This is a genomic window from Arthrobacter sp. Leaf234 (assembly GCF_001422665.1).
Classification (GTDB): Bacteria; Actinomycetota; Actinomycetes; order Actinomycetales; family Micrococcaceae; genus Arthrobacter_D.
The window spans coordinates 448,763-474,464 of record NZ_LMLU01000005.1; the positions used below are offsets into that span (position 1 = coordinate 448,763).

General features: G+C 71.2%; 20 protein-coding genes. 11 read left to right on the forward strand and 9 right to left on the reverse strand.

Annotated features, from left to right (window positions below; translation table 11 throughout):
* Positions 1-385: 385 nt before the first annotated feature.
* Complete coding sequence (locus ASF21_RS09915; protein WP_055770212.1) at positions 386-1,009, forward strand: acyltransferase; 624 nt, start codon at positions 386-388, stop codon at positions 1,007-1,009.
* Positions 1,010-1,054: 45 nt separating this feature from the next.
* Here the strand turns inward: ASF21_RS09915 and manA are convergent, their stop codons facing one another.
* The 4 genes from manA to ASF21_RS09935 all read right to left on the reverse strand — a co-directional run bounded on the left by manA (position 1,055) and on the right by ASF21_RS09935 (position 5,851).
* Positions 1,055-2,416: a mannose-6-phosphate isomerase, class I gene (gene manA / locus ASF21_RS09920; RefSeq protein ID WP_055770214.1), complete on the reverse strand. Its 1,362-nt coding sequence runs from the start codon at positions 2,414-2,416 to the stop codon at positions 1,055-1,057.
* A 131-nt stretch (positions 2,417-2,547) separates the two neighbouring features.
* The gene (locus ASF21_RS09925; RefSeq protein WP_055770216.1) at positions 2,548-4,131 is read right to left on the reverse strand and encodes an LCP family protein; all 1,584 of its coding nucleotides are present in this window, start codon (positions 4,129-4,131) and stop codon (positions 2,548-2,550) included.
* Positions 4,128-4,631: a 5-(carboxyamino)imidazole ribonucleotide mutase gene (purE, locus tag ASF21_RS09930; RefSeq protein WP_055770805.1), complete on the reverse strand. Its 504-nt coding sequence runs from the start codon at positions 4,629-4,631 to the stop codon at positions 4,128-4,130. The genes ASF21_RS09925 and purE overlap by 4 nt, the downstream gene beginning before the upstream one ends.
* A 41-nt stretch (positions 4,632-4,672) precedes the next feature.
* Complete coding sequence (locus ASF21_RS09935) at positions 4,673-5,851, reverse strand: 5-(carboxyamino)imidazole ribonucleotide synthase (RefSeq protein WP_200914805.1); 1,179 nt, start codon at positions 5,849-5,851, stop codon at positions 4,673-4,675.
* Between the two features lie 307 nt (positions 5,852-6,158).
* Between ASF21_RS09935 and ASF21_RS09940 the strand changes: the two genes are divergently transcribed.
* Positions 6,159-6,713 carry a GtrA family protein gene (locus ASF21_RS09940; protein WP_055770219.1) on the forward strand — a complete coding sequence of 185 codons (555 nt, stop codon included), beginning with the start codon at positions 6,159-6,161 and terminating at the stop codon, positions 6,711-6,713.
* Here the strand turns inward: ASF21_RS09940 and ASF21_RS09945 are convergent.
* Positions 6,688-7,461, reverse strand: coding sequence for a TIGR03089 family protein (locus tag ASF21_RS09945; RefSeq protein WP_055770222.1), 774 nt, complete (start codon positions 7,459-7,461; stop codon positions 6,688-6,690). The two genes, ASF21_RS09940 and ASF21_RS09945, sit on opposite strands and share 26 nt — an antisense overlap.
* A gap of 265 nt (positions 7,462-7,726) precedes the next feature.
* Here ASF21_RS09945 and ASF21_RS16495 point away from each other — a divergent pair, with 265 nt between their 5' ends.
* The 3 genes from ASF21_RS16495 to ASF21_RS09960 all read left to right on the forward strand — a co-directional run bounded on the left by ASF21_RS16495 (position 7,727) and on the right by ASF21_RS09960 (position 13,850).
* On the forward strand, positions 7,727-8,320 hold the full coding sequence (locus ASF21_RS16495; RefSeq protein ID WP_082471426.1) for a WhiB family transcriptional regulator: 594 nt from the start codon (positions 7,727-7,729) through the stop codon (positions 8,318-8,320).
* The gene (locus ASF21_RS09955; protein ID WP_235498847.1) at positions 8,320-11,805 is read left to right on the forward strand and encodes a glycosyltransferase family 2 protein; all 3,486 of its coding nucleotides are present in this window, start codon (positions 8,320-8,322) and stop codon (positions 11,803-11,805) included. The genes ASF21_RS16495 and ASF21_RS09955 overlap by 1 nt, the downstream gene beginning before the upstream one ends.
* Positions 11,806-12,065: 260 nt before the next feature.
* Positions 12,066-13,850 carry a DUF5719 family protein gene (locus ASF21_RS09960; RefSeq protein ID WP_235498762.1) on the forward strand — a complete coding sequence of 595 codons (1,785 nt, stop codon included), beginning with the start codon at positions 12,066-12,068 and terminating at the stop codon, positions 13,848-13,850.
* A gap of 97 nt (positions 13,851-13,947) precedes the next feature.
* Here the strand turns inward: ASF21_RS09960 and ASF21_RS09965 are convergent, their stop codons facing one another.
* Positions 13,948-14,442, reverse strand: a complete 495-nt coding sequence (locus tag ASF21_RS09965; protein WP_055770225.1) for a metallopeptidase family protein — start codon at positions 14,440-14,442, stop codon at positions 13,948-13,950.
* A gap of 110 nt (positions 14,443-14,552) precedes the next feature.
* Here ASF21_RS09965 and ASF21_RS09970 point away from each other — a divergent pair, with 110 nt between their 5' ends.
* From ASF21_RS09970 to ASF21_RS09985, 4 genes are all read left to right on the forward strand, one after another.
* Positions 14,553-14,936, forward strand: coding sequence for a DUF3499 domain-containing protein (locus tag ASF21_RS09970; RefSeq protein ID WP_055770817.1), 384 nt, complete (start codon positions 14,553-14,555; stop codon positions 14,934-14,936).
* A 105-nt stretch (positions 14,937-15,041) separates the two neighbouring features.
* Positions 15,042-15,233, forward strand: coding sequence for a hypothetical protein (locus ASF21_RS09975; RefSeq protein WP_055770227.1), 192 nt, complete (start codon positions 15,042-15,044; stop codon positions 15,231-15,233).
* Between the two features lie 67 nt (positions 15,234-15,300).
* Positions 15,301-16,800 (forward strand): adenosylhomocysteinase, encoded by a 1,500-nt coding sequence (gene ahcY / locus ASF21_RS09980; RefSeq protein ID WP_055770231.1) that lies wholly within the window; start codon positions 15,301-15,303, stop codon positions 16,798-16,800.
* Positions 16,801-16,959: 159 nt separating this feature from the next.
* Positions 16,960-18,297, forward strand: coding sequence for a L,D-transpeptidase (locus ASF21_RS09985; RefSeq protein WP_055770232.1), 1,338 nt, complete (start codon positions 16,960-16,962; stop codon positions 18,295-18,297).
* Here the strand turns inward: ASF21_RS09985 and ASF21_RS09990 are convergent.
* Positions 18,294-19,133 (reverse strand): RDD family protein, encoded by an 840-nt coding sequence (locus tag ASF21_RS09990; RefSeq protein WP_055770235.1) that lies wholly within the window; start codon positions 19,131-19,133, stop codon positions 18,294-18,296. The genes ASF21_RS09985 and ASF21_RS09990 overlap by 4 nt on opposite strands.
* A gap of 127 nt (positions 19,134-19,260) precedes the next feature.
* On the opposite strand from ASF21_RS09990, the gene ASF21_RS09995 reads away from it, so the two are divergent.
* A complete protein-coding gene (locus ASF21_RS09995; RefSeq protein WP_055770238.1) occupies positions 19,261-20,253 on the forward strand; it encodes a stage II sporulation protein M in 993 nt (330 codons plus the stop codon).
* 110 nt (positions 20,254-20,363) lie between these two features.
* On the forward strand, positions 20,364-21,884 hold the full coding sequence (locus ASF21_RS10000; RefSeq protein WP_082471427.1) for a TIGR01906 family membrane protein: 1,521 nt from the start codon (positions 20,364-20,366) through the stop codon (positions 21,882-21,884).
* A gap of 105 nt (positions 21,885-21,989) precedes the next feature.
* On the opposite strand, the gene ASF21_RS10005 is transcribed toward ASF21_RS10000, so the two are convergent.
* Positions 21,990-23,861 carry an AMP-dependent synthetase/ligase gene (locus tag ASF21_RS10005; RefSeq protein WP_055770241.1) on the reverse strand — a complete coding sequence of 624 codons (1,872 nt, stop codon included), beginning with the start codon at positions 23,859-23,861 and terminating at the stop codon, positions 21,990-21,992.
* A gap of 42 nt (positions 23,862-23,903) precedes the next feature.
* Positions 23,904-25,376 carry a dolichyl-phosphate-mannose--protein mannosyltransferase gene (locus tag ASF21_RS10010; protein WP_055770244.1) on the reverse strand — a complete coding sequence of 491 codons (1,473 nt, stop codon included), beginning with the start codon at positions 25,374-25,376 and terminating at the stop codon, positions 23,904-23,906.
* Positions 25,377-25,702 lie beyond the last annotated feature (326 nt).

Consider the following 25,702-nt stretch of genomic DNA (forward strand, 5'->3'; position numbering starts at 1 on the left):
GTCCGGCCGTGGCTCGGCGCGACGCCCCGCGACCGGTCTACCCTGTGACGATCGATCTGCATACGACGATGTATGGCTTGACGCATACCAACCCCTCTTGGTACGGGCGAATGGTGCAGTGGGGCAAGCATATGAATGGGCCGAGGTGCTCACACGAGTAGTAACTACGCAGGGAGCGCCTCGACGGTACTCGACCTGCGGCGGTGCACCTGCGCCGCCCTGTCGATCCCGGGTAGCCGGTGGGAGGCCGGCCGCGCCCGCGGCGGTCCGCTGGTACGGACGCATCCCGGGGACTAGGGTTCGGCACACCGGGAACCCAGGGGCGCTCCTGCAGGAGACGGGCCTCCTGCCAAGAGGTCCGGCCCGATACCACGAAGGAGTGGCCATGAACCGCATCGAGGACACCGCCGATGTCGCGGGTGACGCCGAGATCGGAGCCGGAAGCACCATCTGGCACCTGGCGCAGATCCGGGAACGCGCTCGACTGGGGGAGGGGTGCAGCGTGGGCAGGGGTGCCTACATAGGGCCGGGCGTGCGGGTGGGCAGGAACTCGAAGATCCAGAATTACGCCCTGGTGTACGAGCCGGCGGTGCTCGGCGACGGTGTCTTCATCGGTCCCGCCGTGGTCCTGACCAATGACACCTTCCCGAGGGCCGTCACCCCCGCAGGCGACCTCAAGGGCGCCGAGGACTGGGTGTCCGTCGGGGTCAGGATCGGAGACGGGGCCTCGATCGGAGCCCGGGCGGTGTGTATCGCCCCGATCTCGATCGGGGCATGGGCCACCGTCGCTGCCGGTGCCGTGGTGACGCGTGACGTCCCGGCACACGCGCTGGTCGCGGGAGTGCCCGCGCGCAGGATCGGGTGGGTCGGGAAGGCCGGGCGTCCGCTGACGACGTCGGACGGAAACCTCTGGACCTGCCCCGAGACAGGAGAGCGGTACACGGAATCCGACGGGGAACTGCATTCGGAGGCCTCCCTGGGCCGGATCCGCTCCGACGAGGGTGGCTGACGCCTCCGGTCCCGGTCGAGCGCCGCGGCCCGCCGCCGGCAGCTCCTACAGGGCCCGGCTGTCCCCGACCGTGACGGCGAAGGCGAGGACCGGGCCGTCCGTCGACCCGTGGGCGTCGGCGGCCGGCCGAACGATCAGGGGGGCCTCGCCGGCGGCAACGAAGGCGCTGGCGCCCCGGGGCACGAGGAGCGTCGCGTTCGGGGTGTCGAGCAGGACCGCCCCGCTGACCGCCAGGACCACCACGGGCCCGTTCTGCACGACCGGGACGTGCGCGGGGGTGAGGCTCTCGCCCGCCGGCAGCGCGCTGGTGGCGGAGCCGTCATCGGCGCCGTCGGCCGAGCGTCCTCCCGGACCTGCCGAGGGATCGGTCAGGAGGATCCGCTGGAGCTGGAACTCGTCGAACGGCGGGCGGTACAGCTCCTGATCGAGCAGCGTGAACTCGGCCACGAGCGACGGCGGCGCGAGCGGTTCGAAGACCACGGTGGCGAGGAGCTCGCCGGTGTCCACGTGCTTGGGGGTGAGCCCGCCGCGCAGGACGTTGTCCGACGACGCCATGACCTCGATCCCCAGGCCGCTGAGATAGGCGTGGATGTTCCCTGCCGGGAGGTAGAGGGCCTCGCCCGGATGGAGGGAGACGCGGTTGAGCAGCAGGGCGACGAGCACGCCCGGGTCACCGGGGTACTGCTCCGAGAGCTCTGCGATCGTCGCGAGGTCGCGGTCCACCGCGCCTGCAGGTTCCGCAGGGGATCCGGTGCCGGCCGCCCGGCGGGCGGATGCAGCGGCGACGTCCCGGACGATCTCCGCGGGCGCTTCGAGGAGTGTGGTGAACGCCGAGCGGAGCGACGTCTCGCCGCCCGTGGCGAGGAGCGCCGAGACGGCGTCGAGGAGGTCGTGCGAGCGTGAGCCCGGCGCGACGGCGGCGGCGAGCACGGTGAAGATCCCGACGGACTCGGGCAGGGGCCGGAACCCGCAGAGCGCCTCGAACGGCGAGAGTGCGTAGATCATCTCCGGCTTGTGGTTGCGGTCGCGGTAGTTGCGGTGGGGCGCGTCGGCGGGGATCCCGGCGGCCTCCTCGGCGTCGAACCCTGCGCCTGCCTGCTCGAGGCTCGGGTGGACCTGCAGCGACAGCGCGGAGCCGGCGGCGAGCACCTTGAGCAGGAAGGGCAGCCTGCCGTCGTACCGGTCCGCCACGTCGTCGCCCAGCAGTGCACGGGGATCCTCGCCGATGAGGTGGTCGAGGCCGCGGCGCGAGCCGTCCGCGCCGACGACGGCCGAAGGGGAGTCGGGATGCGCGCCGATCCAAAGTTCTGCCTCGGGGCCGCCCGACGGCTCACGGCCGAGCAGATCCGCGATGGCCCGCTCCGAGCCCCAGGCGTAGGGCCGGAGGGTGTTGTCGAGGAGGTGCATCGTCGGGGATCCTTCGGCTGGTGGGTCGGGCGGCGTCGTGCGGCGTCTCGGCGACGACGGCTGAGCTGGCTGGCTGCGGGCTGCGGCGGGTGGTCAGCCGCTCGGAAAGGGCATGCCGCGGTGGGCGGCCGTCATGCCGGGGAACACTGCCCGTTGTCCGAGAGCAGCTCGCCCAGCGTGAGGTCGTCGCCGATCGTCGCGAGTTCCTGCAGATACTCCTCGGTGATGCCGTCGTCGGTGCTCTGCGCGGGCACCTGAGCGGGTACCCGGGAGACGACGACGGCCCGTTCCAAGTGGAGTGGCGCCATGGCCGCGGAGTCGGCCCCCTGCGCGAACATGTCCTGCACGCGGCTGTGGATGGCGTCGACGTCGGGGTAGGTCACGAAGTTCTCCGCGGGGGTGCCGAAGTCGGGCGGGCCTATGGTGAGGCGCCTCGTCTCCTGGCCCTGTGCTTTGAGTCCGAGGTCCACGAAGCTCGCCAGCTGGTCCTGGGGGATGTCGGTCTCGACGATCTGCGTCCCCGCGGCGGCGATCGACTGGAACCGCGTCAGGACGGTCGCGGGGTCGAGCTGCGCGATCATGGCCTGCTGGACGCACTGCTGGCGGGCGATGCGGTCGTAGTCCGTCACGAACTCCCGCGACCGCGCGTACCAGAGCGCGTGGTAGCCGTCGAGCGTCTGCACACCCGGCTTGATCCAGCCGTCCGGTGGATAGTGGCGGATCGGATCGGTGCCGGGGATCTCGCCCGCGGTGATCGGGACCCACCCGCCGGCATCGATCCGGATGCCGCCCATCGCGTCGACGAGTTGCTCGAAGCCGCCCATGTCGACCAGGAGGTACGCCTGGACGTCGATGCCCAGCACGCCGCTCGCGGCGTCCATCATGGCCTCGGCCCCGGGGTCCGCCGCGTCGGGGTAGAGGTCCGTGTAGTTCTGCGCCACCTCGGTGTAGAGGCTGTTGATGATGCAGGGGTCACCGCAGTTGTACCCGTCCGGGTAGACGTCCCACAGGGGGGAGTCGGCGGAGAACGGGGCGTTCTGGAAGTTGCGCGGGATGCTGAAGGTGACGGTCGATCCGCTCTCAGCGTCGACGCTGATCACGGAGATGCTATCGGGTCTGCGCCCCGTCCGGTCCTCCCCGGCGTCCCCGCCCATCAGCAGGAAGTTGTACCGGCCGTCCACCGGGTCGAAGGCCGGCCCGGACTGGAAGATGGAGCCCACCGTCGACCGGCCGACGGTGAGGACATAGGCGCCGTAGAGGAGTGAGCCGCTGGTCAGCAGCATCAGGAGCGCCAGGGTGGCGGCGACCAGCGGACGGACCCCGCGCTCGAGCAGGGGCAGGCGGATCAGCCGCAGCGTGTTGACGAACACGAGCGCCCAGCCCAGGGCGATGCCGAGCAGGACGGCGATGAGGACGAGGGACCACCAGCGGTGGGTCACGATCCCGACGACGAGGGTCCGGTCCGTCACCGCGAGCACCAGTCCGAGGACGAGGAGTGCCCAGGCCGCGAAGGTGGTCCTCAGGGAGCGGCGTCCGAGCCGCCGGTCACCGGCGACGATCTGTGCCGAGCCCGGCAGGACGAGGGTCATGACGAGCAGGACGAACGCCCGCTTGGTGCGGACGGCCGGTGGCGCGGACTGCGGGTACCGCACCGGGTCGGTGAGCCCCCTCGTCCCCGTGCCGGGGGAGCCCTCGACCCGCGTCCCGGCGATCATGCGCCCTCCGCCGTCGAGCCGGCGATCCGGGTCCTGAGCGCGGCGCCCTTCTCCTCCGCACTCACGCGCAGGGCGTCCGCGAAATTGACGAGGCGGTCACGGAGCATACGCGCCTCGGCGTCGGTCCCGGCCGCGAGCATGCGGACGGCGAGGAGGCCCGCATTGCGGGCCCCCCCGATGGATACCGTCGCCACGGGGACCCCTGCCGGCATCTGCACGATCGAGAGCAGTGAGTCCATGCCGTCGAGGTACCGCAGCGGGACGGGGACGCCGATCACGGGCAGGGGAGTCACGGAGGCGAGCATCCCGGGGAGGTGTGCCGCGCCGCCGGCGCCCGCGATGATGACGCGCAGGCCGCGCTCGTGGGCGGTCCGCCCGTACTCGATCATGGCCGTGGGCATGCGGTGCGCGGATACGACGTCTGCCTCGTAGGGGATGCCGAACTCGGCGAGGGCGGCCGCTGCGGCCTCCATGACCGGCCAGTCCGAGTCCGAGCCCATCACGAGTCCTACCTGGGCGTTCGTCACTGCGTTCCCTTCGGTCAATCCTGGTGGGTCGAGGGCGGCGCCGTGCCGTCGCGGAGGATCGCGGCGACCGTCGTGGCCCTCTGACGGACGGAGGCGAGCGGTTCCCCCGGGCTCGCCAGCGCGTTCACGTGGCCGATCTTGCGGCCCGGACGGACGCCCTTGCCATAGAAGTGCACTTTAGCGGATGGTCCTGAGGAGAGTGCCGAGGCGTAGGCGGCGTAGATGTCCGTGTTCTCCCCGCCCAGGACGTTCTTCATGACGGTGTGCTCCGCCACCGGATCGGTCGATCCGAGGGGGAGGTCGAGGACGGCGCGGAGGTGCTGCTCGAACTGGCCGGTCAGGGAGCCGTCCATGGTCCAGTGGCCCGAGTTGTGCGGACGCATGGCGAGCTCGTTGACCAGGAAACCGGGGTCCGTACCAGGCGTCTCGAACAGCTCGACCGCCATCACCCCGGTGACCCCCAGCTGTTCCGCGAGCTGGAGTGCCGCCCTGGTGACGGCGTCCGCGATGCCCTGGGGGAGGTGCGGCGCCGGGGCGAGCACCTCGTCGCACACGCTGTCCACCTGGATGGACTCGACGACGGGCCAGGTCACGGCCTCGCCGGAGGGTCGGCGGGCCACGAGGACGGACAGTTCACGGCTGAAGGGGACGAACTGCTCGACGAGCAGTTCCCCGCCCGTGAACCACGGCTCCGCCGCCGTCAGGGCTTCCTCGTCGCGGAGGACCAGCACGCCCTTGCCGTCGTAACCGCCCCGTGGGGTCTTGAGGACCACGGGCCAGCCGGACTCGGCGGCGAACGCCGCAAGCTCCGCAGTTCCCGTCACCGCACGCCAGCGCGGGTTCGGCAGCCCGAGCTCCTCGACCGCCCGGCGCATCACGAGCTTGTCCTGCGCGTGCAGGAGCGCGGCAGGCGACGGATGGATCACCACACCCTCCCGGGCGAGCTCCTCGAGGAGCTCGCCCGGGACGTGTTCGTGGTCGAAGGTCACGACGTCCACCCCGGCGGCGAAGGAGCGGAGGGCATCAGGATCCCGGTAGTCGCCGATCTCCGCGCGCGCCACGGCGGCGACGGCGGAGACGTCCGGTCCTTCCGCGAGGACACGGAGTTCGAGGCCGAGTTCTGTGGCGGGGCCTGACATCATGCGAGCGAGTTGGCCGCCGCCCACCACGCCGATCACGGGAAAAGTCACCATCACAGGGTACCCACGCAGCCTTCGGACGCCTTCATCGGGCGTCCGGCGCATGCACTGTCGGAGGGCGGCAGTGCGGGCGGGGGCGGGGCGGCTCCCGGTGAGCTCCCAGCCGGTGTCCGGCCGATTCCTGACGCGGCGATGTCATGATGCCCGTAAAATGGTCCGAAACACGCCATGCAAGGGTCAGCCGGGCGGTCAGCCCAGCCGACCCCCATGTCGATCGATCCAGGGGAGCGCAGGAGCAGCACGCTTCCCGCGGTGCACGGTGTCCGTCCCCAGACCGCGGAGGTAAGCAGTGGCAGGAATCATGGACAGGATCAGGGGCCTCGCGTCCCTCTTCTGGCGCGAGGTGGCGAAGTTCGGCGCCGTCGGAGGTGTGGCCTTCGTCATCGACAACGGCCTGTACTGGTATCTGATCCACGGGCCGATGAGCGGCAGCGAGGTCAAGGCACGCTTCGTCTCGGCCGGCGTCGCGACGATCTTCGCGTGGGTGGCCAACCGGTACTGGACCTTCCGTCGGCGGCGTCAGCCGAATGCGGCGCGCGAGCTCGTCATGTTCGTCTTCATCAATGTCATCGGTATGGGCATCGCCGCGGGCTGCGTGGCGATCGCGAAGTACGGCTTCTCGGTGTCGGACACCAGGACCATCTTCGTCGTCGGCATCGCCGGCACGGTCCTCGCAACGCTCGTGCGCTTCGTCGCCTACCGCTTCTGGGTCTTCAACGTCGAACTCGACGAGGAACCCGAGTTCAGCCACGACCAGGAGATCCTGCACCCGCACGCCGCACCTGCCCCATCCACCCCGGAGGCGACCCGGCAGGGCGATCACCGCCCGGTCAGGAAGGCCCCAGCCGGTCAGTGACCCGCTCGCCGGCGAGCATGCGGTCGGTGACGGGGACGCCTTCCTCCACCAGCACGAGAGTCCCTTCCTCCTGCCACACCGCGAGGGCGACGGCGAGGGACCGCAGCGGATCGGTGCCGGCTTCGAGGAGCACCGTGGCCGGGCCCGCCGACCGGTCCGCGGTAGGGATGCCGGCCGGCGCCAGCAGTTCCGGAGCCGTGATCGCCCTCCCCGCGTGGACGACCAGGACGGGATCGACGGCGTCGTCATCCTGCGAGGACATCGGATCCCCGAAGAAGACGTCCCCGTGGGAGCGGACCTCCGCGGCGTAGTCGACCGCTCCGCGGGGGAGCGGCCCGTCCCAGCGCAGGGCGAGTGATCCCAGCGCGACGCAGGCCAGCAGCCTCGGCGGATCGAGCGGCGAGCGTTCACGCGAGGTCATGACGATGTCCGCATCGTCCGGGCCACTGCCTGTCGCCGGACCGCCGTCGCGCGCCTCCTCGGCACCGAGGACGACGACCGCCCCGACCTGCCAGCACGCAAAGGCCAGCGCCAGCGTCTTCCAGTGGGGCGGGAGGTCGAGCGCAATCCTGGTGGACGCGGTGGCATCGAGCTCGTCCACCAGCAGGTTGGCGCTCTTGGCCACCCAGTTGTCGAAGACACGGCCGGACAGCTCGATCCGGCCGTCGGTACCGTGCCAGACGAGCCGGGGTGACGAGGTGCTGATGGACCGCATCCTGGTCAGGACGTCGGCGGGTGTGCGTGGCATGAGAGCCTCTTTCGGAAGGGTCGGTCGACGGCGGCGGGCCGGCGCAGGGAGGGGCCGGACCGTTCGTCCGACGCGCCCGCCAGAACAGGTAGTCGGGTCGGCGTGGCGCCCGTGATTCTCCGGATCCGACTCTATAAGATCACCCCCGTCGCTTGACGTGCATCGACTTACACCCGTGTAATTAGACATCGGATTTGTTCCAGCAGCGGGGCGCGAGGGTCGACCCATGCTTGATGTTGGAACGGCAACACCGGGAAGGCTGACCATGGGGCAGGCAGAACGCACACAGGAACGACCAGACATCGCAGCGCAGGCTTCTGCCCGCTACGGCTCCAGGGGTGTTCCTGCCGACTGGTTCCTCGATCCCGCAGATCCGCTCGCCGGCGATCGCTACCGGGCGGGCTCGCTGTCCACGCTGGAGGACCAGGCCACCGCCTTCCTCGCCGCCCACGAGGCGCTCGCCGACCTCCCGGACATCGAGGAGGGTCCCAGCAGCCTGCTCGTCCTGCCGACCCCGGGTCCCGCCACCTCTCCTGTCCTTCCGGGCGTCCGCGAGGACGCCACGCCGTCGGCCGCACCGGCAGCCCGCCCCACCTGGATCGGGCTTCCCCTCGCGCCGGGCAACGTCGACGACGACGGCGAGCTGTCGTGGCAGGCAGACTCACTGTGCGCGCAGACCGATCCCGAGGCGTTCTTCCCCGAGAAGGGCGGCTCCACGCGTGACGCCAAGAAGGTCTGCGGGTCCTGCATGGTGAAGTCCGAGTGCCTGGAGTATGCCCTGGAGAACGACGAGCGCTTCGGCATCTGGGGCGGTCTCTCGGAGCGCGAGCGCCGCAGGTTGCGGAAGCGAGCGGTCTGATCCGGCACAACCTCCGCGTCACCGCCGTTGTCGTAGCCCACAACGGTGCCGAGTACCTTCCGGAGACCCTGGAGGCACTTGAACGCCAAAGCCGCCCGGCCGACTTCTGCGTCGGCGTCGACGCCGGATCAACGGACCGCTCCGCCTCGATCCTGCAGCTCGACCTGCCGGTCGGGAGCCCCGTGGTCGGCGCCCCGGCGCGAGCGGGCTTCGGCACGGCCGTCCGCTCGGCGGTCGCCGAGATCCCCTCCCGCCCGTCCGGTGTGGAAGCCGATGACGACTGGCTCTGGCTGCTGCACGACGACGCGGCCCCGGAACCGGATGCCCTCGCCGAGATGCTGCTCGCCGTCGAGCGCGCGCCGTCCGTGACGGTGGCGGGGGCGAAGCAGGTCGCCTGGGACGATCGACGCGAGCTGGTCGACGTCGGACTGTCCATCAGCAGATGGGCGGAGCGCCTGACCCTGATCGACGTGGACGAGCATGACCAGGGCCAGTACGACGCCCGCAGCGATGTCTTCGCGGTGAACTCCGCCGGCATGCTGGTCCGCCGCGACGTCTGGGACGAGCTCGGCGGCTTCGATCCCGCACTCCACGGCGTGGGCGACGACGTCGACCTCTGCTGGCGGAACCGCCTCGCCGGTCACCGCGTCGTCGTGGTGCCCTCCGCCACAGTCCGCCACGGGGTCGCGAGGCCCCATCCCGTCTCGACGCCGCACGCCGCACGCTCGGCCGAGGTGTACCTCAGGCTCAAGCACGCACCGTTCTGGGCCGTTCCCTTCCTCGCCGCCGGCGCCGTACTCGGCGGCGTGGGACGATTCCTGCTCGGCCTTCTGGCCAAGGACCCGGCGCATGGAGCAGGGCAGCTGCTGGGCAGCCTCGCCGGCGTCTCGCGGCCCGTCCTCCTGTTCCGTTCGAGGCGCTCCGTGGCCCGCACGCGGCGTCGGCCCCGTTCCATCGTCAGGCCCCTGATCACTGCGCGTCGCGACGTCTGGTCCCATCGGAGATCGGTTCTGGACGCCTTCACGTCGCGCGGTGCCGCCGGCGGTCAGCAGGCGCCCCAGCACCTGGAAGAGTACGTCCCGTCGGGCGACAGCAATGACGACTTCGCCGCCCTCGCGGCCCCTGCGAGGCCCTGGGTGGGCCTGGGAGCGGTGGCCGCCGTGGTGCTGCTGCTCGTCACGGCGTTCGTGGGCCTGCACAGCCTGATCGGTGCCCCGGCGCTGGCCGGCGGCGCCCTGCTCCCCGTCGCGGCGACACCGGGTGCCGTCTGGGACAGTGCGACGTCGTGGTGGACGGTCCTCGGCACCGGCATGGCTGCCCACGCGTCCCCGTTCGCGTTCGTGCTGTGGCTGCTGTGCCTGCTCGCGCTCGGTTCGGCCAACACTGCCGTGGTGGTCCTGGTCGTGTGCGCCTTGCCGCTCGCGGGCCTCTCCGCCTGGTTCGCCGCCGGCGGGCTCACGAGGTCACGAGGGCTCCGGCTGTGGGCGGCGCTGCTCTGGGGCGCCGCGCCGACCCTGCAGGTGGCGCTCGGCAGTGGCCGCCTCGGTGCGCTCATCGCGCACATCCTGCTGCCCCTGGCGCTCCTCGGGGCGGTCCGGGCCGTCGGCGCCGCGCTGGGGTCGCGTCCTGTTCCGGAGGGTGTCTCCGCGCCCGGGACCGGCGGGGTCCGCAGCTGGACCGCCGGGGCGGCGACCGGTCTGCTCCTGGCGCTCGCGACGGCGTCCGCCCCTTCACTGATTCCTTTCGTGGCCGTCGGACTGGCCTGTGCGCTGCTGATCGGACGGCGACGGACCCGCACGCTCTGGTGGGCGCTGCTCCCGATGGTCGCGCTGCATCTGCCCTACGTGCTGTCGGCGATCGGTGATCCCCGGGGGCTGCTCGGAGATCCCGGCGTCCCCACGCCCTTCGAGGCGGCAGCGCCCTGGCAGCAGCTCCTCGGGTTCCCCGTGGACTTCGACCCGATGCTGCCGCTCGCCGGAGCGGATCTCCTCGGGCAGGGTCCCTGGGCCCTCGTCGCGGCTGTCCTGATCGGTGCACCGGTGGTGCTCCTGGCCGCGGCCGCCCTCTTCCTCCCGGGGGGACGCGGCACGGCGGTCCGGTGGTTCTGGGTCCTCGCGGTGCTGGCCTTCGCGCTCGCGGTGGCCTCGTCCGCCCTGCCCGTGGCCGCCGGTGCGACCAGCCTGATCGGGATCTTCCCCGGACCGCTGACCTCCGTCCTGGTCCTGTGCCTGCTCGCTGCGGCCCTGTCGGGCCTGCCCGGGCGGCCGGACGACGTCGTTCCTCCGCGCCAGGAGTCTGCACGACGCCGCCGCCTCGCTGCTGTCGCGGGAGGGCTCGCCCTCGCTGTCGGGCCCGCACTCAGCCTCGGGCTGTGGCTCGCCCCGGAGCTCGCGGGTCCACCCGCCGGCGTCGTCGAACCCGTCGTCATCCCGGGCAGTCCCACCGAGGCGGCGCCGCTGCCCGGGCCGGGCACCACCGCCTTCGGCACCGCGCTCGGCCTCGAATCCGCAGCCGAACGTCCGCTGCCCGCCACTGCCGCGGACCGCGGGACCGGGGCCGACCGGACGCGCACGCTGGTCATCACGGTCGACGACGACGACACGGTGGGCGCCTCGCTGATGCGTGGTGCCGGGACGACCCTGGACGCGCTCAACCCGCTGTACGCCGCGAGGGACCTGCAGGGTGGCGGCCCCGTCACCGTGCGCGAGGACAGCGCGTCGGCACGGATCCTCCGCACGAGCGTCGCCATGATCGTCGGCGCCACCGGCGCGGATCCCCGGAACGACCTGCGGGACCTGGGAGTCGGCTTCGTGGTCCTCCAGCAGTCCGACACCGCAGGAGATTTCCTGAGTGCCCGGATCGACTCCGTGCCCGGCCTCACGGCCGTGGGGGACACGGATTCCGGCCGGCTGTGGCGTGTCACGCCCGCCACGCTCGAGGACGGGACCGAGGATGCCGGCGGCAGCACGGCCCGTGTCCGGGTGCTCGACGCCGACGGACTCACCCTTGCCGCGGTACCCTCCGGCCCGCTCCAGGCAGAAGGCGTCATCGATCCCGGGCCCGCGGGCAGGACGCTCGCCATCGCGGAGGAGGCCGATCCGGGGTGGCAGGCGACGCTCGACGGTCGACCGTTGGAGCGCTCGTCCGATGGCTGGCGCCAGTCCTTCGCGCTGCCGGCCGAGGGCGGGGACCTCCGGGTGACCTACGCGAGCCCGTACCAGCCGTGGTCCGAAGCCGTCCAGGCCGTCGTGATCGGCCTGACGCTGCTCCTTGCGATCCCGCTCCCGACGAGGCAACCGGTGACGAAGACCCGGAGCGCGCGCGGCGCCCGGAGGAATTCCGCCCGCCCACCGGTGGACGGACGCCCCGGATCCCGACCCGCGGACCGTGACGCCCGGACATCCGACGGCCAACCCGACGGCGACGGTGCGGGACGCGATGACGACAGGGTCCAGCCGGTGGCCAGTGGAAGTGGGTCCGTGTGATGTGGGGACGCAAGAGGCAGGCCGCGCCGACAGGCGACGCTCGCTCGGGAAGTGATGCGCAGGCTCCTGGCGGAAGGACCGAGGATTCAGCAGCGGACCGCCCGCCAGCGGGCACCGGGGCGACGGCCGCGTCGACGATCCCGTCGTCTGGTGCGGCGGTAAACGGCACCGCCACTGATCCTGCAGCCACCTCCCCTGACCGTGTCGCGTCCGCCGTCGAACCCGCCGTCGAACCCGTCGCCGAGCCCGTCGCCGGGCCCGTGGGGCGCGTTGATGACGCCGTCGAGCCCGTCGCCGACCGTGACCCTGACGCCCCCGATGCTCCGGAGCTCCCCGTCGTCGAGCCCCGGACCGTTGGAACCCCCTCCCCACCGGTCGACTCCGCGGTGGCCGCGCGCGCCGTCGCCCGGGACAGGGCGGCAGGAACCGGCACCGCCGCCGGTCGCCGGGCCCGACTCGGGGTCGCTGCAGGTGCCGCGACCGGCGTCGTCCTGCTGGCCGCGACGGCTGGCATCGCGTCCGGCGCCGTGGGAGACGTGCTCCCGCGTCCCTCGGCGCAGACCCTGGCCGTCCCGGCCGCTGCGGTGCCCGCGGGCGACTACTCGGCCGTCTGCCCGGCGCCGCCCCGTCTCCTCGAGGCGACGGTGGACGGCGGCGATCCGCAGTTCAGTCCGGCGTCCTCGACCGCGAAGACCACGGCGTCGGGCCTGGTGCTCAGCGACCTGAGTGCCACCGTGACCGGAAGCGGACTGGTGCCGGTGGGCGGTGAGGAGCCGCTCGCGCTCATCCAGCCGTTCGCGTCGGAGTCCTCGCAGGTGGGCGACGCGCCCGCCAGCAGCGGTGAGGACGGACTCACGACCCGGATCGCTGGGACGGTGGGCGCGGTGGCGGTCGACGCACCGTCGGTCCTCCGGGCCCAGCCCCAGGGTGGGCTCACGCCCGTCGCGGCGGCGACCACCACCTACTCGGCGAAGGACGGCGACCTGCGCGGCCTCGCAGCCACCGCGTGCCAGGTGCCGTCGAACGATTTCTGGCTCATGGGGGCGTCGACGACGGTGGGGGAGACCTCCGTGCTCACCCTCACCAACCCGACGGTCACCCCCGCGACGGTGACTCTCGAGCTGTTCGGACGGGAGGGCCCCATCGATGCGGCCGGCCTGCGCGGCCAGCTCGTCGCCCCCGGCGAGACACGGCAGGTCGTGCTCGCGGGACTCGCCGGCAACCAGGACCATGTTGCACTGCGCGTCCGCAGCGACGGCGGACGCATCGCCGGCATCATCCAGCAGAGCGTGCTCCGCGGACTCACGCCCGGCGGTATCGAACTGCTGTCACCGACCGCCACCGCCGGGGTCACGCAGGTGGTACCCGGCGTCGTCGTCCAGGATCCGGACACGGCCCGGCGCATCCGCGAGCAGGAGGGCTACGCGACCGCCGCCCCTGAGCTCCAGGTGCTCGTCCCGGGGTCGAGCGACGCGGTGCTCGACATCAAGGTGTACGGCCCGGACGGGGAGGTGCCCCTGCCCGACGGCGGTGTCGCGACCGCCGCTGCCGGCTCCGTGACCACGGTTCCGCTCGCCGCGTTGCCGGAGGGCAACTACACGATCGCGGTGACCGCGGACGTCTCCATCGTCGCCGGTGCGAGGGTCACGCGCGGCATCGACGACGGCGACGCGGTCGACTTCGCGGGAGCGCGCTCGGCCGTACGGCTCGGTAGCGACCATGCCGTGGCCCTGGCCGAAGGGGTCGACACCGCTCTGGTGCTGGGGGCACCGACGGGCAGGGGAGAGGTGACGCTGACGCCCGTCTCGGCCGACGGCGCGCTCGGTCAGCCGATCGTCATCGGCATCGCCGGGGGTACCTCGATCACGGTGCCCTCGTCCGCGCTCGGCGCGACGGCGGCGGGAGTGGTGATCAACGCGACGGGCGATCCGGTGTACGGCGCGCAGGTCATGACGACGCGGGGCGCCGTTGCAGGGCTCTCGGTCGCGAGCGTCGCACCCAGTGCCGGCGGACCGCTGAGCATTCCCGTGGAGCTGGGCTACTGACCGGGTGATCGCGCACGGAAGCGGTCCTGGTGACGCCCTCCGGGTGCGGCGGGGGACCCGCGTACCGGCGGGAAGCGGTAGCCGGGCGCCGGTGGACTCAGGCCTGCGAGCGCCCGTAGGCCGGGTCCACGGCTTCGGGAGAGAGACCCATGAGTTCCGCGGTCTGCTCCACCACGACATCGTGCACCAGCTCGTTGACCGGCATGAGCGACTTGGCAGCCATGAGGACCGGGTGCCGGTAGATGGTGATGACGGCGGGCCGGCCGGGAGCGGCCGGGGTGCACGAGCCGAGCAGGTCCTTCAGCTCGTCGGCGGTCATCTCCTCGAGGCCGTCCGGGATCTCCTGCACCACGATCTGGAGGTCGTGGATACGCTCGCCCCACAGCCGCTCGAGTCGCTGCGCGGACTCCATCACCCAGTCGTCGAACTGCTCGGACCGGGAGCGTGATCCCGGGAGGTGGGGCGGGAGCAGCGTCCCGCGCATCCCACGGCCCCGCCGGTTACGGCGGCGTTCGTAGAAGGACCTCGCGGGACGTCCCTCGGCGGACGACGGATCGGTCAGATTGACCGAAAAAGTGGGCTCATCCTGCATGTAAAGACTCTAAGCCTTCGATCACGGGCCCGCACTCCATCGGTCGGCGGACACCGGGCGGGTGCGCCGGTGGCGGCCGATGATCTCGCAGGCCGGTAGGCTTGCCGATCGTGGGATCACTCCGTCAATGCTCCAGATCAGCCTGCCAGCGGTCGGCGGTTGCCACTCTGACCTATGTCTACGGTGACTCCACCGCCGTCCTCGGCCCGCTGGCCACCTACGCCGAGCCGCACACGTACGACCTCTGCGCCATCCACGCTGAACGACTGACCGTCCCGCGCGGATGGGAGGTCGTCCGACTGACCCTTCCCGATGCCGTGCCCGAGCACAATTCGGACGATCTGCTGGCGCTCGCGGACGCCGTCCGCGAAGCCGCGGCGGAGCCAACCGCCGAGCCGGCCGTACCCCAGCAGCGGGGCAGCAGGGCCCCGATGGAACCGCCCGCGGGCGCCGGTCCCCGCCGCGGCCACCTCAGGATCCTCCGGGAGCCCTGAGGCAGGTCCCGCGGTCGTCGGACAAGGAGTCCGTCGATTGAGGCCGTCGGAAGGCCCCGCGGTAGAATCGACGGAGTGTCTCCATCCCCGAGCGAAAGCTGAACCATGGCGCATCTCCCAGCACGGCTGCTCGACGTCCTCCGGTGTCCCGTGACGGGCGCGAAGCTCATCCAGGACGGTGACGTGCTCAGGTCGGCTTCGCCGGGGCCCGACGGCGAGACCCCTACCTACGGGCTCGACGAAGGCATCCCGGTGCTTCTCCGCGCCGAACTACTGGACGGTGCCGCCCGCTCCTGACGACGGAAGCATCCCCGTGAGCAGCACGGCCCCGCACACTCCGAACCACAGCTAGGAACCGCAGACCATGACGTTCGACTTCAAAGTTGCCAACCTCTCGCTCGCCGAGGCGGGGCGCCACCAGATCCGCCTGGCGGAACACGAGATGCCGGGCCTGATGGCCCTCCGCGAGGAGTTCGCCGACGCGCAGCCCCTCGCCGGCGCGCGGATCGCTGGTTCGCTGCACATGACCGTGCAGACCGCCGTCCTCATCGAGACGCTGACCTCCCTCGGTGCCGAGGTCCGCTGGGCCTCGTGCAACATCTTCTCGACGCAGGACGAGGCCGCCGCAGCCGTCGTCGTCGGAACGGGCACCGCGGACGAGCCCGCCGGCGTCCCCGTGTTCGCCTGGAAGAACGAGACCCTCGAGGACTACTGGTGGACCGCCACGCAGATCCTCACCTGGCCCGGCCAGGCGCAGGGACTCGGCCCCAACATGATCCTCGACGACGGCGGGGACGCGACCATGCTGGTGCACAAGGGCGCGGAGTTCGAGGCACTCGGGGCGGTTCCGGCCAACCCGCAGGAGGGCGACGCCGACTACTCCCACGAGTACACCGTCTTCCTCGACACCGTCCGCTCGACCTTCGAGTCGGAGCCGCACAAGTGGACGACGATCGCCGCCGGCATCAAGGGCGTGACCGAGGAGACGACGACGGGCGTGCACCGCCTGTACCAGCTCGCGGCCCAGGGCAAGCTCCTGTTCCCGGCCATCAACGTCAACGACTCCGTGACGAAGTCGAAGTTCGACAACAAGTACGGCATCCGCCACTCGCTCCCCGACGGGCTGAACCGGGCGACGGACGTGCTCATCGGTGGCAAGGTCGCCGTCGTCTGCGGCTACGGTGACGTGGGCAAGGGCGCAGCCGAGGCGCTGCGTGGCCAGGGCGCCCGCGTCATCGTCACGGAGATCGACCCGATCTGCGCACTGCAGGCGGCGATGGACGGCTACCAGGTGACCACGCTCGAGAAGGTCCTCGACCAGGGCGACATCTTCATCACCACCACGGGCAACAAGGACGTCATCATGGCGCGCCACATGGCGGGCATGAAGCACCAGGCGATCGTCGGGAACATCGGCCACTTCGACAACGAGATCGACATCGCCGGGCTCGCCCGCATCTCCGGGGTCGAGAAGATCGAGATCAAGCCCCAGGTGCACGAGTGGGTCATCCCGGCGAACGAGGCCGAGGGTGTCGAGCAGCACTCGATCATCATGCTCTCGGAGGGTCGGCTGCTGAACCTCGGCAACGCGACCGGCCACCCCTCGTTCGTCATGAGCAACTCCTTCGCCAACCAGACCATCGCGCAGATCGAGCTGTACACGAAGTTCGAGCAGGATGACGCCGAGGGCAAGCGCGAGTACGAGAACGAGGTGTACGTCCTGCCGAAGATCCTCGACGAGAAGGTCGCCAGGCTCCACCTCGACGCACTCGGGGTCGAGCTGACGGAACTCACCAAGGGCCAGGCCGAGTACCTCGACATCGATGCCGCCGGGCCGTACAAGCCGGAGCAGTACCGCTACTGATCGCCGGATCCGTCCGGCGTATCGACGGGTCGGCAGCCGCCGGAGTCCGAGGGCTCTGGCAGCGGCCGAATCGTTGTCGGAAACGGGCCGGTACCTGCGGAACCCGGCAGCGGCCGTCGCGTAAAATCGCTGGGGGCAGCTACGGTGAGGGGCACACGCATGCGCATGAAACAGGAGTCCGGCAGGGATGCGGCACGCCGTAAGGGCTGGAAGGTCGCGGCGATCGGCGCTGCCGCGGTCGTGGTGATCGGCGGTGGCGTGGGCATCGCCACGGCGTCGCCCTGGGACGACGGGACGCCGTCGTCCTCGTCCGGCCCCTCGTCAGCACCTTCGTCGACATCGCCCACCTCGGCCGGAGCCGGTGCCGATCCCACGGCCGGCACCTCGCCGAAGCCCGCCGACCCTTCGGTGACCACAGCAGCCCCGGCACCGGACGCCGCGCAGCTCATCGTCGGTCTCACCCCGACCGATCAGGCCTACTCCGTGAATCCGGCCACCGTCGCCGCGATCACCGTCACGGGTGGCACCCTGGAGGCGGTCGAGCTCGTCCCGCGACTGGGCGGAACCGCTGTCGCCGGCGAGATCTCCGCGGAGGGCGGCTCCTGGACGGCGACCGAGCGCCTCGCCTTCAACACCGAGTACGTGTTCTCCTACACGGTCCGCGACTCCGCCGGCCGGTCCCAACGGCAGACCTCGTCCTTCGTGACCGTCGAACCCGCCAATGAAGCGGATGCCGCGATGTTCCCGCGTGACGGCAGCACCGTCGGCACCGGCCAGCCGCTCGAATTCACGTTCAGTGAGCCCGTCGTGAACCGGGCCGAGGTGGAGAAGGCCATCACCGTGACGAGTACGAGTGGCCAGCCGGGCGCCTTCTACTGGATCTCCGACACCAAGGTCCGCTACCGGCCGGAGACCTTCTGGGCCCCGAACAGCACCATCACGGTCACCGCGAACCTCTTCGGTGTCGACCTCGGCAACGGCATGATCGGCAACGGTGACACCGCCATGACGGTGAAGACCCACAACACGCGGCTCGCCGTCGTCGACAACGCCACGAAGACCATGAACGTCTACCTCGACGGGACGCTGGACCGCACCTTCCCCGTGACGCTCGGCACCGAGGACTGGCCGTCCACCGAGGGCTACATGGTGGTCATGGAACACTACGAGTCGACGAGGTTCACGGCCGAGTCGATCGGGTTGAAGCCGGGCGATCCCGCCTACTACCCGCCGACGGTGGTGAACCACGCCAGCAGGCTCAGCCTGGGCGGTGCCTTCGTGCACGAAGCGCTCCCCGCCGCGCAGGTGGCGCTCGGCAGCATCAACGTCTCACACGGCTGCATCGGCATGTCGCCCGAGGGCGCCGAGTACTTCTACAACACCTTCGGCCCGGGCGACGTGGTGCAGATCCTGAACACCGACTACGGACCCATGTACGTGTGGGACGGGTTCGGCGACTGGAACGTCCCGTGGAACGAGTGGGTCAACCAGCCCTAGGACCCGTCCACGGTCCTGCCGGAAGGCTCCGCGCGCTCGCCGAACGGCAGCGTGTGGAGCCTTCTCGCTGTCGCCTCCGCCCGCTCGCGCTGGCGCAGCATCGAGGCGTAGTCCCGGTCCCGACGCGCCGCGATCACGGCGTGCACGAACTCCTCCGGGTGCGTGTCCGACGGCGGTGCCGGGGAGACGTGGTGGCTCGCCTCGGCTGCCAGGTCGAGTGCGAGGGTGTGCCGCGCCTGCGGGGTCAGTTTGGGCGCCTGGGAGAGGAACTGCGACATCCGGCGGGCGAGGGCATCGGGCAGCCGCCCGATGTCCGCGGTCGCCGACCACTCCTGCAACCGCGGCGGCATGACCGCCAGGGCACGTGGCCTCGCGACAACCCGCTCCCGCATGGCGTAGGTCCCGGCCAGGAGGTCACCGAGCCGCTTCGAGCGCTCGTTGAACAGCGAGACGAGGAACGCGAGCGAGCCACCCAGCATGTAGATCTCGAGGATCGCCAGCATGCCCCGGATGAACGCGTGCCGGAACCGGATGGCCCCGCCGTCGTCGCGCACGATCCGCAGCCCCATCACCAGCCGACCCAGCGATTTGCCGCGCGTCAGGGTCTCCACGGTCACCGGCACGACGACGAGGAGCATGACCACGAGGACGAGCAGCAGGGCCGTGGTCAGCGCCTCGTCGAGCACACCCCCGAAGACGTTGCCCACCAGGAGGACCAGGAGGATCGCGACGACGAACTGGGCGATGATGTCGATGAGCACGCTCAGTCCCCGCGCCGCGAATCCTGCCGGCTTCAGTTCGAGGACGACGGCCTCCCCGGTGACGACCGAACTCATGACTACCCCCTGATCACCGGCCGCGGACGCGGCGTGTCCACCCAGCCTAGCGGCGCCGCCGACGGCGCCACCGTGCCCTCGCCGGCGACCCCCTGGCCCGCGCGTCCGCGGGCTATAGGGTGGGCGCATGGACGTTGACGCATTCATCGCCGTGCACCGCAGCGACTGGCAACGCCTGGACGACCTCGTGCGTCGCCGGCGGCTCGACGGGGCCGAGTCGGACGAGTTGCTGGTGCTCTACCAGCGCGTGTCGACGCACCTGTCGATCATCCGGTCCGTCGATCCGGAGAGTGCGCTGTCCGGTGCGCTCTCGACCCGGCTCTCGCGGGCCAGGACCCGCTTCACGGGTGCCCGCTCGAACGTCATGGAGGACGTGGCGCAGTTCTTCGTCATCTCCCTGCCTGCTGCCTTCTACCGCATCCGCTGGCTCACCGCCGCGGTGGGCGTGATCTTCATCGCCGTCACGTGGCTCTACGCCGCCTGGGTGGTGAACACGCCGGGCGTCATCCCCGCGCTCGGGACGGACGAGGACCTCCGACAGTTCGTCGAGGAGGACTTCGTCAACTACTACTCCGAGAACCCGGCGGCCTCGTTCGCCGGGCTGGTCTGGACCAACAACGCCTGGATCGCCCTGCAGGCCGTGGCCTTCGGCGTCACGGGGATCTGGCCTGCCTTCATCCTGTACCAGAACGCCCAGGGCATCGGTCTGGCCGCGGGCATGATGGCCTCCTACGATCGGCTCGACGTCTTCTTCGTCTACATCCTGCCGCACGGCTTCATGGAGCTCACGGCCGTCTTCATCGCCGCCGCCGCGGGCCTCCGGATCTTCTGGGCGTGGGTGGCACCCGGCCGTCGGCCCCGCTCCGCCGCCCTGGCCGAGGAGGGGCGCGCCCTGATCACGGTGGCGCTCGGGCTGGTGCTCGTGCTCCTCGTCTCGGGCCTCGTCGAAGGTTTCGTGACACCGAGCCCCCTGCCTGCCTGGCTCCGCCTCGGCATCGGGTTCCTCGTCTTCGCCGCCTACTGGGCGTACACGCTGATCCTGGGACGACGGGCCGTCGCGGCCGGGCACCGCGGAGACCTCGGCGTCGTCGACCGGGGAGACGCCGTCATCACCGCCTGATCCCACCGCAGTGGAGTGCCGGGGAGTCTCCGGGCCGCGCGCGGGCATGCCCGGTATGGTCGGATGACGCCGACCGAGTGCCGGCGGGCATCGAACGAGGAGACAGCGCAGTGGCAGAGACCGAGAGTACCCGAGCAGCGGCCGGCGAGCGGCGACCGGACCACGACGACGCCGGGGCGGGTCTCGGCACCGACGAGGCCTCGTCCGCGGCCGGCGATGACCGCAGCGCCGGTCCCGGTGCCGACGATGCCTCGTCCACCGGCCCGCGGTCCGGCGCCACCGATGCATCGGTGTCCGACTACGGCGGGATCGCCCAGCGTCACACCCTGCCCATGCGGAGGGCGTCGACCATGCCCGACGTCCCGGGCAGCCACGACGGGGAGGCGGAACGGGAGCGGGCGTCCGGTATCCCCGTTCCGGCTGATGCGTCGGCCATGGACGCGTCTCCGTCGACAGCCGTCACTCCGACCGTCGATCCTGCCGGCGAGGGAACGTCGTCGGGCGACGCCCCACGGGAGGGGCCGCCGGCTGACGACCGCCACACGGCCGGCTTGACCGGCGTCGCTCCGACCGCTGCAGGGGCGGCGGCAGGGTCCATCGCCGGTGCATCGACGGCCGCGGGGTCGCCCGCAACCGGGTCGCCTGCGACCGGGTCCCCGGTCGCCGGGTCGTCTGCTGCAGGGCGGGCCGTGAGCGGCTCGTCCGACACGGGCCGTGCATCGACGGCTGCGGCACAGACTGCACCGGACGATTCGCCGGACGACTCCCCGAACAACTCGCCGGACGGTCGGGAGCGGCCCCGATCCAGGGTCGAGCCCACGACCGACACCGGTGCGCTGTCGGTCCGGCCACCGGACGAGGACGTCGCCCGCCGGGCCGCGGTCCGGGACCAGGCCGTCTTGGCGAAGCCGGCCCTCCCGCGCTTCCTGCAGGTCGTCGTCGCCCTGTTCTTCCCCGTCATCGTCGTCGCTGCCGCCGTCCGCGCCGTCGCGACGTCGTCCTTCCTGTGGCTCGAGTACAACCGGCCGGGGTTCCCCGCCGACCAGTTCGGGTTCTCGCTCGACGATCGGATGACGTACGGCTCCTACGCGCTGGACTACGTCCTGAACTTCGCGCCGCCCCGCTACCTCGGCGGGCTCGTGACGCCCGAGGGGGAACCGCTGTTCCTCGAGTCGGAGGTCGGGCACATGGCCGATGTGAAGGGGGTCCTCGGGCTGTCCTTCTTCATCGCGCTGGTGATGTTCGTCCTGGCCGTGATCGCGTGCGTGTATCTCGCCCGGCGGTACAAGGGCGGCATCAGGCGAGCGCTGTTCTCGGGGGCGGTCCTCACGCTGGTCGGGATCGTCGCGCTCACGGTGCTGGCGGTCATCGGATGGCAGACGTTCTTCACCCAGGTGCACGCCCTGTTCTTCGCTGACGGGACGTGGACGTTCCGGGTCGACGACACGCTCATCCGCCTGTTCCCCGAACAGTTCTGGACCGATTCGGCCGTGACCATCGCGGTCCTCGTCCTCGCGGCGACGATCCTCACGCTCGTGGCGACGTGGCCGACGAAGGCGCGCCGTGATCGCTCGATGCTCGCCCAGGACGCCGCCCAGGCCAGGTACCGCGAGGCGCTGGAGAAGTCCTGACCCGTCGTCCTCGCCGGACGTGGCACGCCGCGTGCCGGACCCGGCCGGACTCCGCCGTGGACAGGGCGCACCCCTCCTTCGGGGCCGCGGGCCCCAAAGGGGGGGTCAGCGCTTCGCGTAGAGCTCGTCGAGTGCTGCTGCGTGGTCGGCGACGACGGCGGCCCGCTTCAGTTTCAGCGTCGGTGTCAGGTGGCCCGACTCGACGGTGAACTCCGCCGCCAGGACCGTGAACCGCCGGATCTGCTCGGCACGTGACACCGTCGCATTCGCGGCGTCGACGGCGGTCTGCAGTTCCGAGCGCACCTCGGCGTCCCGTGCGGCTTCCTCGACGGTCAGTCCCTTCCTGCCGCGGCCCGCGGCCCAGCTGTCCAGTGCTTCCCGATCGAGGCTGACGAGCGCTCCGATGAAGGGTCTGCCCTCGCCCACCACCACGGCCTGTGCGACCAGCTGGTGCTCCCGGAGCCTCTCCTCCAGCGGACCGGGTGCCACGTTCTTGCCGCCGGCGGTCACCAGGAGGTCCTTCTTACGGCCCGTGATGGTGAGGAAGCCGTCCTCGTCGAGCGATCCGAGATCACCGGTCCGGAAGTAGCCGTCCTCGGTGAAGGCCTCCGCCGTCGCCTCGTCGTTCCGGAAGTAGCCGGCGAAGATCCCCGCGCCCCGCACCTGCACCTCGCCGTCGTCGTCGAGCCGGACGCTCGTGCCGGGCATCGGGATGCCGACGGACCCGACGCGCGTGAGCGCCACCGTGTTCACGGTGCACGGCGCCGTGCTCTCCGTCAGTCCGTAGCCCTCCTGGATCATGATGCCCGCGCCGCGGAAGAAGTGTGCCAGGTGCTCGCTGAGCGGGCTCGCCCCTGACACGGTGTAGGTGACCTCGCCACCGAACACGGCGCGAAGCCGCGGGTAGAGGATGCGGTCGAACAGCGCGTGGGAGCAGCGCAGGAGGGGGGATGGACCGCGACCGCCCCGACCGCGCGCATCGAGGGCGCGTGAGTAGGCGACGGCGGTGCGCTCGGCCGCAGCAAAGAGCCGGCCCTTGCCGGACTCCTCGGCCCGCTGCGCAGCGGTCGCATGGATCTTCTCGAAGATGCGGGGGACGGCGAGGAGGAACGTCGGCCTGAACGTCGTCAGGTCCTCGAGCAGCTGGGCGGCCGACCCGGAATGGGCCAGCGTGATACCGCCGGTGAAGCAGACCACCTGGACGGCACGGGCCAGCACGTGCGCGAGCGGCAGGAACATGAGCGTCCGGGCGTTCTCCTGCTTGAGGAACTCCGGCAGGAACTCGAGGGTGTTGACGGCGAAGAGGGCGAAGTTGCCGTGCGTGATGACGCAGCCCTTGGGCCGTCCGGTGGTCCCGGAGGTGTAGACGATCGACGCGGCATCGGCCAGACCCCGCGAGGAGCGGGCGTCCTCGAGCCGTCCGTCGGCAACCGACGCACCGTCCGCCATCAGGGTACCGAGCGTCGGGGTGGCAGGATCGACCTGCGCGTCGCCGTCGGCTTCGCCCGGATCGACGGCGCCCAGGGTCAGCCGGACGACGGCCGTCGTCTCCGTGCGGCCGCTGCGCGCCGCGGCGTCGAGGACGACGTCCGCCTTCGCCCGGTCCTCCACGAGCACGACGGCGGGCCGGGCGTCCTCGAGGATCCAGGCCACCTGATGCGCTGACGACGTCTCGTACACGGGGACCGTGACGGCTCCCGCGAACCAGATGGCGACATCGGCGAGCGTCCACTCGTACCGCGTCCTCGACATGACGGCGACGGCGTCACCCGGCTGGACGCCGTGCGCGATCAGGCCCTTCGCCACCGCGGCGACCTGCTGGAGGAAGGACGCGGCGGAGACGTCCGTCCACGTACCACCGGTCCGCCGTGCGTAGAGCGGGCGCTGCGGATCGTCGTCGTGCGTCCGCAGGAGCAGGTCCGTCACGTTGCCGGTCGGGGGGAGGTCGACCAGGAGGTCGGTGATGGCTTCGCGCACCAGGGCTCGCTTTCGTTCCGCAGGCAAGGGGAGGGGTCGGTCCTAGATCCAGCTGGGCAGCCACATGCGTGATCGCCACTGGTCGTAGGGGATGATCTCGGCTGTCCAGATGGGCAGGAAGTAGGCCGACAGCGCGACGGCCGCGACCAGGAAGACCCCCACCAGCACGATACCCCGGCGGCGTCGGGCCGCGTCCGCTCCCGGTCCCCCCAGGACCAGGCCGAGGCAGTACACGAGCGCCAGCACGAGGAACGGCTCGAAGGCGACCGCGTAGAAGTAGAAGGTGGTGCGCTCCGGATACAGGAACCACGGCAGGTACCCTGCAGCGACGCCCGTCAGGATGGCTGCGGCCCGCCAGTCGCGGCGGCCGATCCAGAAGAAGAGCAGGACCACGAGGGAGAGCGCGGCGCTCCACCAGATCAACGGGTTGCCGAGCACGGTGACGGCCTGCGAGCAGGAGTCGGTGCCGCATCCGCCGGGCGTCTCGTAGAAGAACGACGTGGGGCGCCCGACCACGAGCCACGACCAGGCGCTCGCCTCGTAGGGGTGGTCGGAACCGAGGCCCTGATGGAACGTGTAGGCGCTGCGGTGGTACTCGGCGAGGGATCGCAGTCCGTCCGGCACCCAGCCCCAGCCATCGGCGGGGTTCGTCGCGGCCCAGGTGCGGTCGTAGGCGTCTGTGGAGCGGAACCATCCGGTCCAGGTGGCGAGGTAGGTCAGCAGCGCGACCGGCACGAGCGACACGAAGGCGAGCAACCCGTCCTTCAGCGCTCCGCCGAGCACCCAGTGATGCACTCCGGCGATACGCCGGGCGCTCATGTCCCAGGCGACGGTCAGGAGGCCGAAGGCCGCGATGAACGGGATCGCCGACCACTTGGTGCCGAGCGCCAGGCCCAGGCAGATACCGGCGGCAACCCGCCAGGGACGCAGCCCGAGGAACGGTCCGTAGGCGAGGTGCCGCGGGGCGGGGACGCCGTCGTCGCGCTGTCCTGCCAGCGAGGCGAGGCGGCGCGCGAGGCGCCGTCGTCCGTCGTCGCGGTCCAGCAGGAGCGCGGCGAAGGCGAGCAGGAGCCAGAAGCTCAGGAAGATGTCCAGCAGCGAGGTCCGGGACTCGACGAGGTGGTGACCATCCACGGCGAGCAGCAGCCCCGCTGCGCTGCCGAGCAGGGCCGAGCCGAACATGCGCTGCGCGACCAGGGCGAGCACCAGGACCGAGAGGGTCCCCACGAGGGCGGCCGAGAAGCGCCACCCGAAGGCGTTGTCGGAGCCGAACAGGAGCATCCCGAACGCGATCATCCACTTCCCCACCGGCGGATGGACCACGTAGTTGGGGGAGTCGAGCAGGACGTCGGGATTCCCCGCGTTGAAGGAGTCGTTGGCGTCCTCGGGCCACGCGCGCTCGTAGCCGGACTGCAGCATCGAGTAGGCGTCCTTGACGTAGTACGTCTCGTCGAAGACCAGGGTGCCGGGCTCGCCCAGGCGCACGAACCGGAGGACGCCGCCGAGCAGCGCCATGATCAGGGGCAGGATCCATCGGTGCGCCCCGCCGGGCGCCGCGAGGCCGAGGAGCCGGCTGCTCAGCGCGCCGTACCCGAAAGCAAGAGCCGGGGGCCTGACCCACGAGACGCCGCGGTGCGGAGAGTCCTCTCGGGGACGGACGGCGGTAGGGCTCACCCTGTCATGCTACCGGCGGTGCCTGCACGCTCCCGGCAGGCCGGGAGGTGCGGAGGACACCGCGGCATCTCCCGTCGTGGTGCGTCCCGCGGCGGCACCGTCAGGGCCTCTGCGGTGCGGCTAGGCTGGGGCCGTGAACCAGCCATACGACGACTCCGTGTCCGACC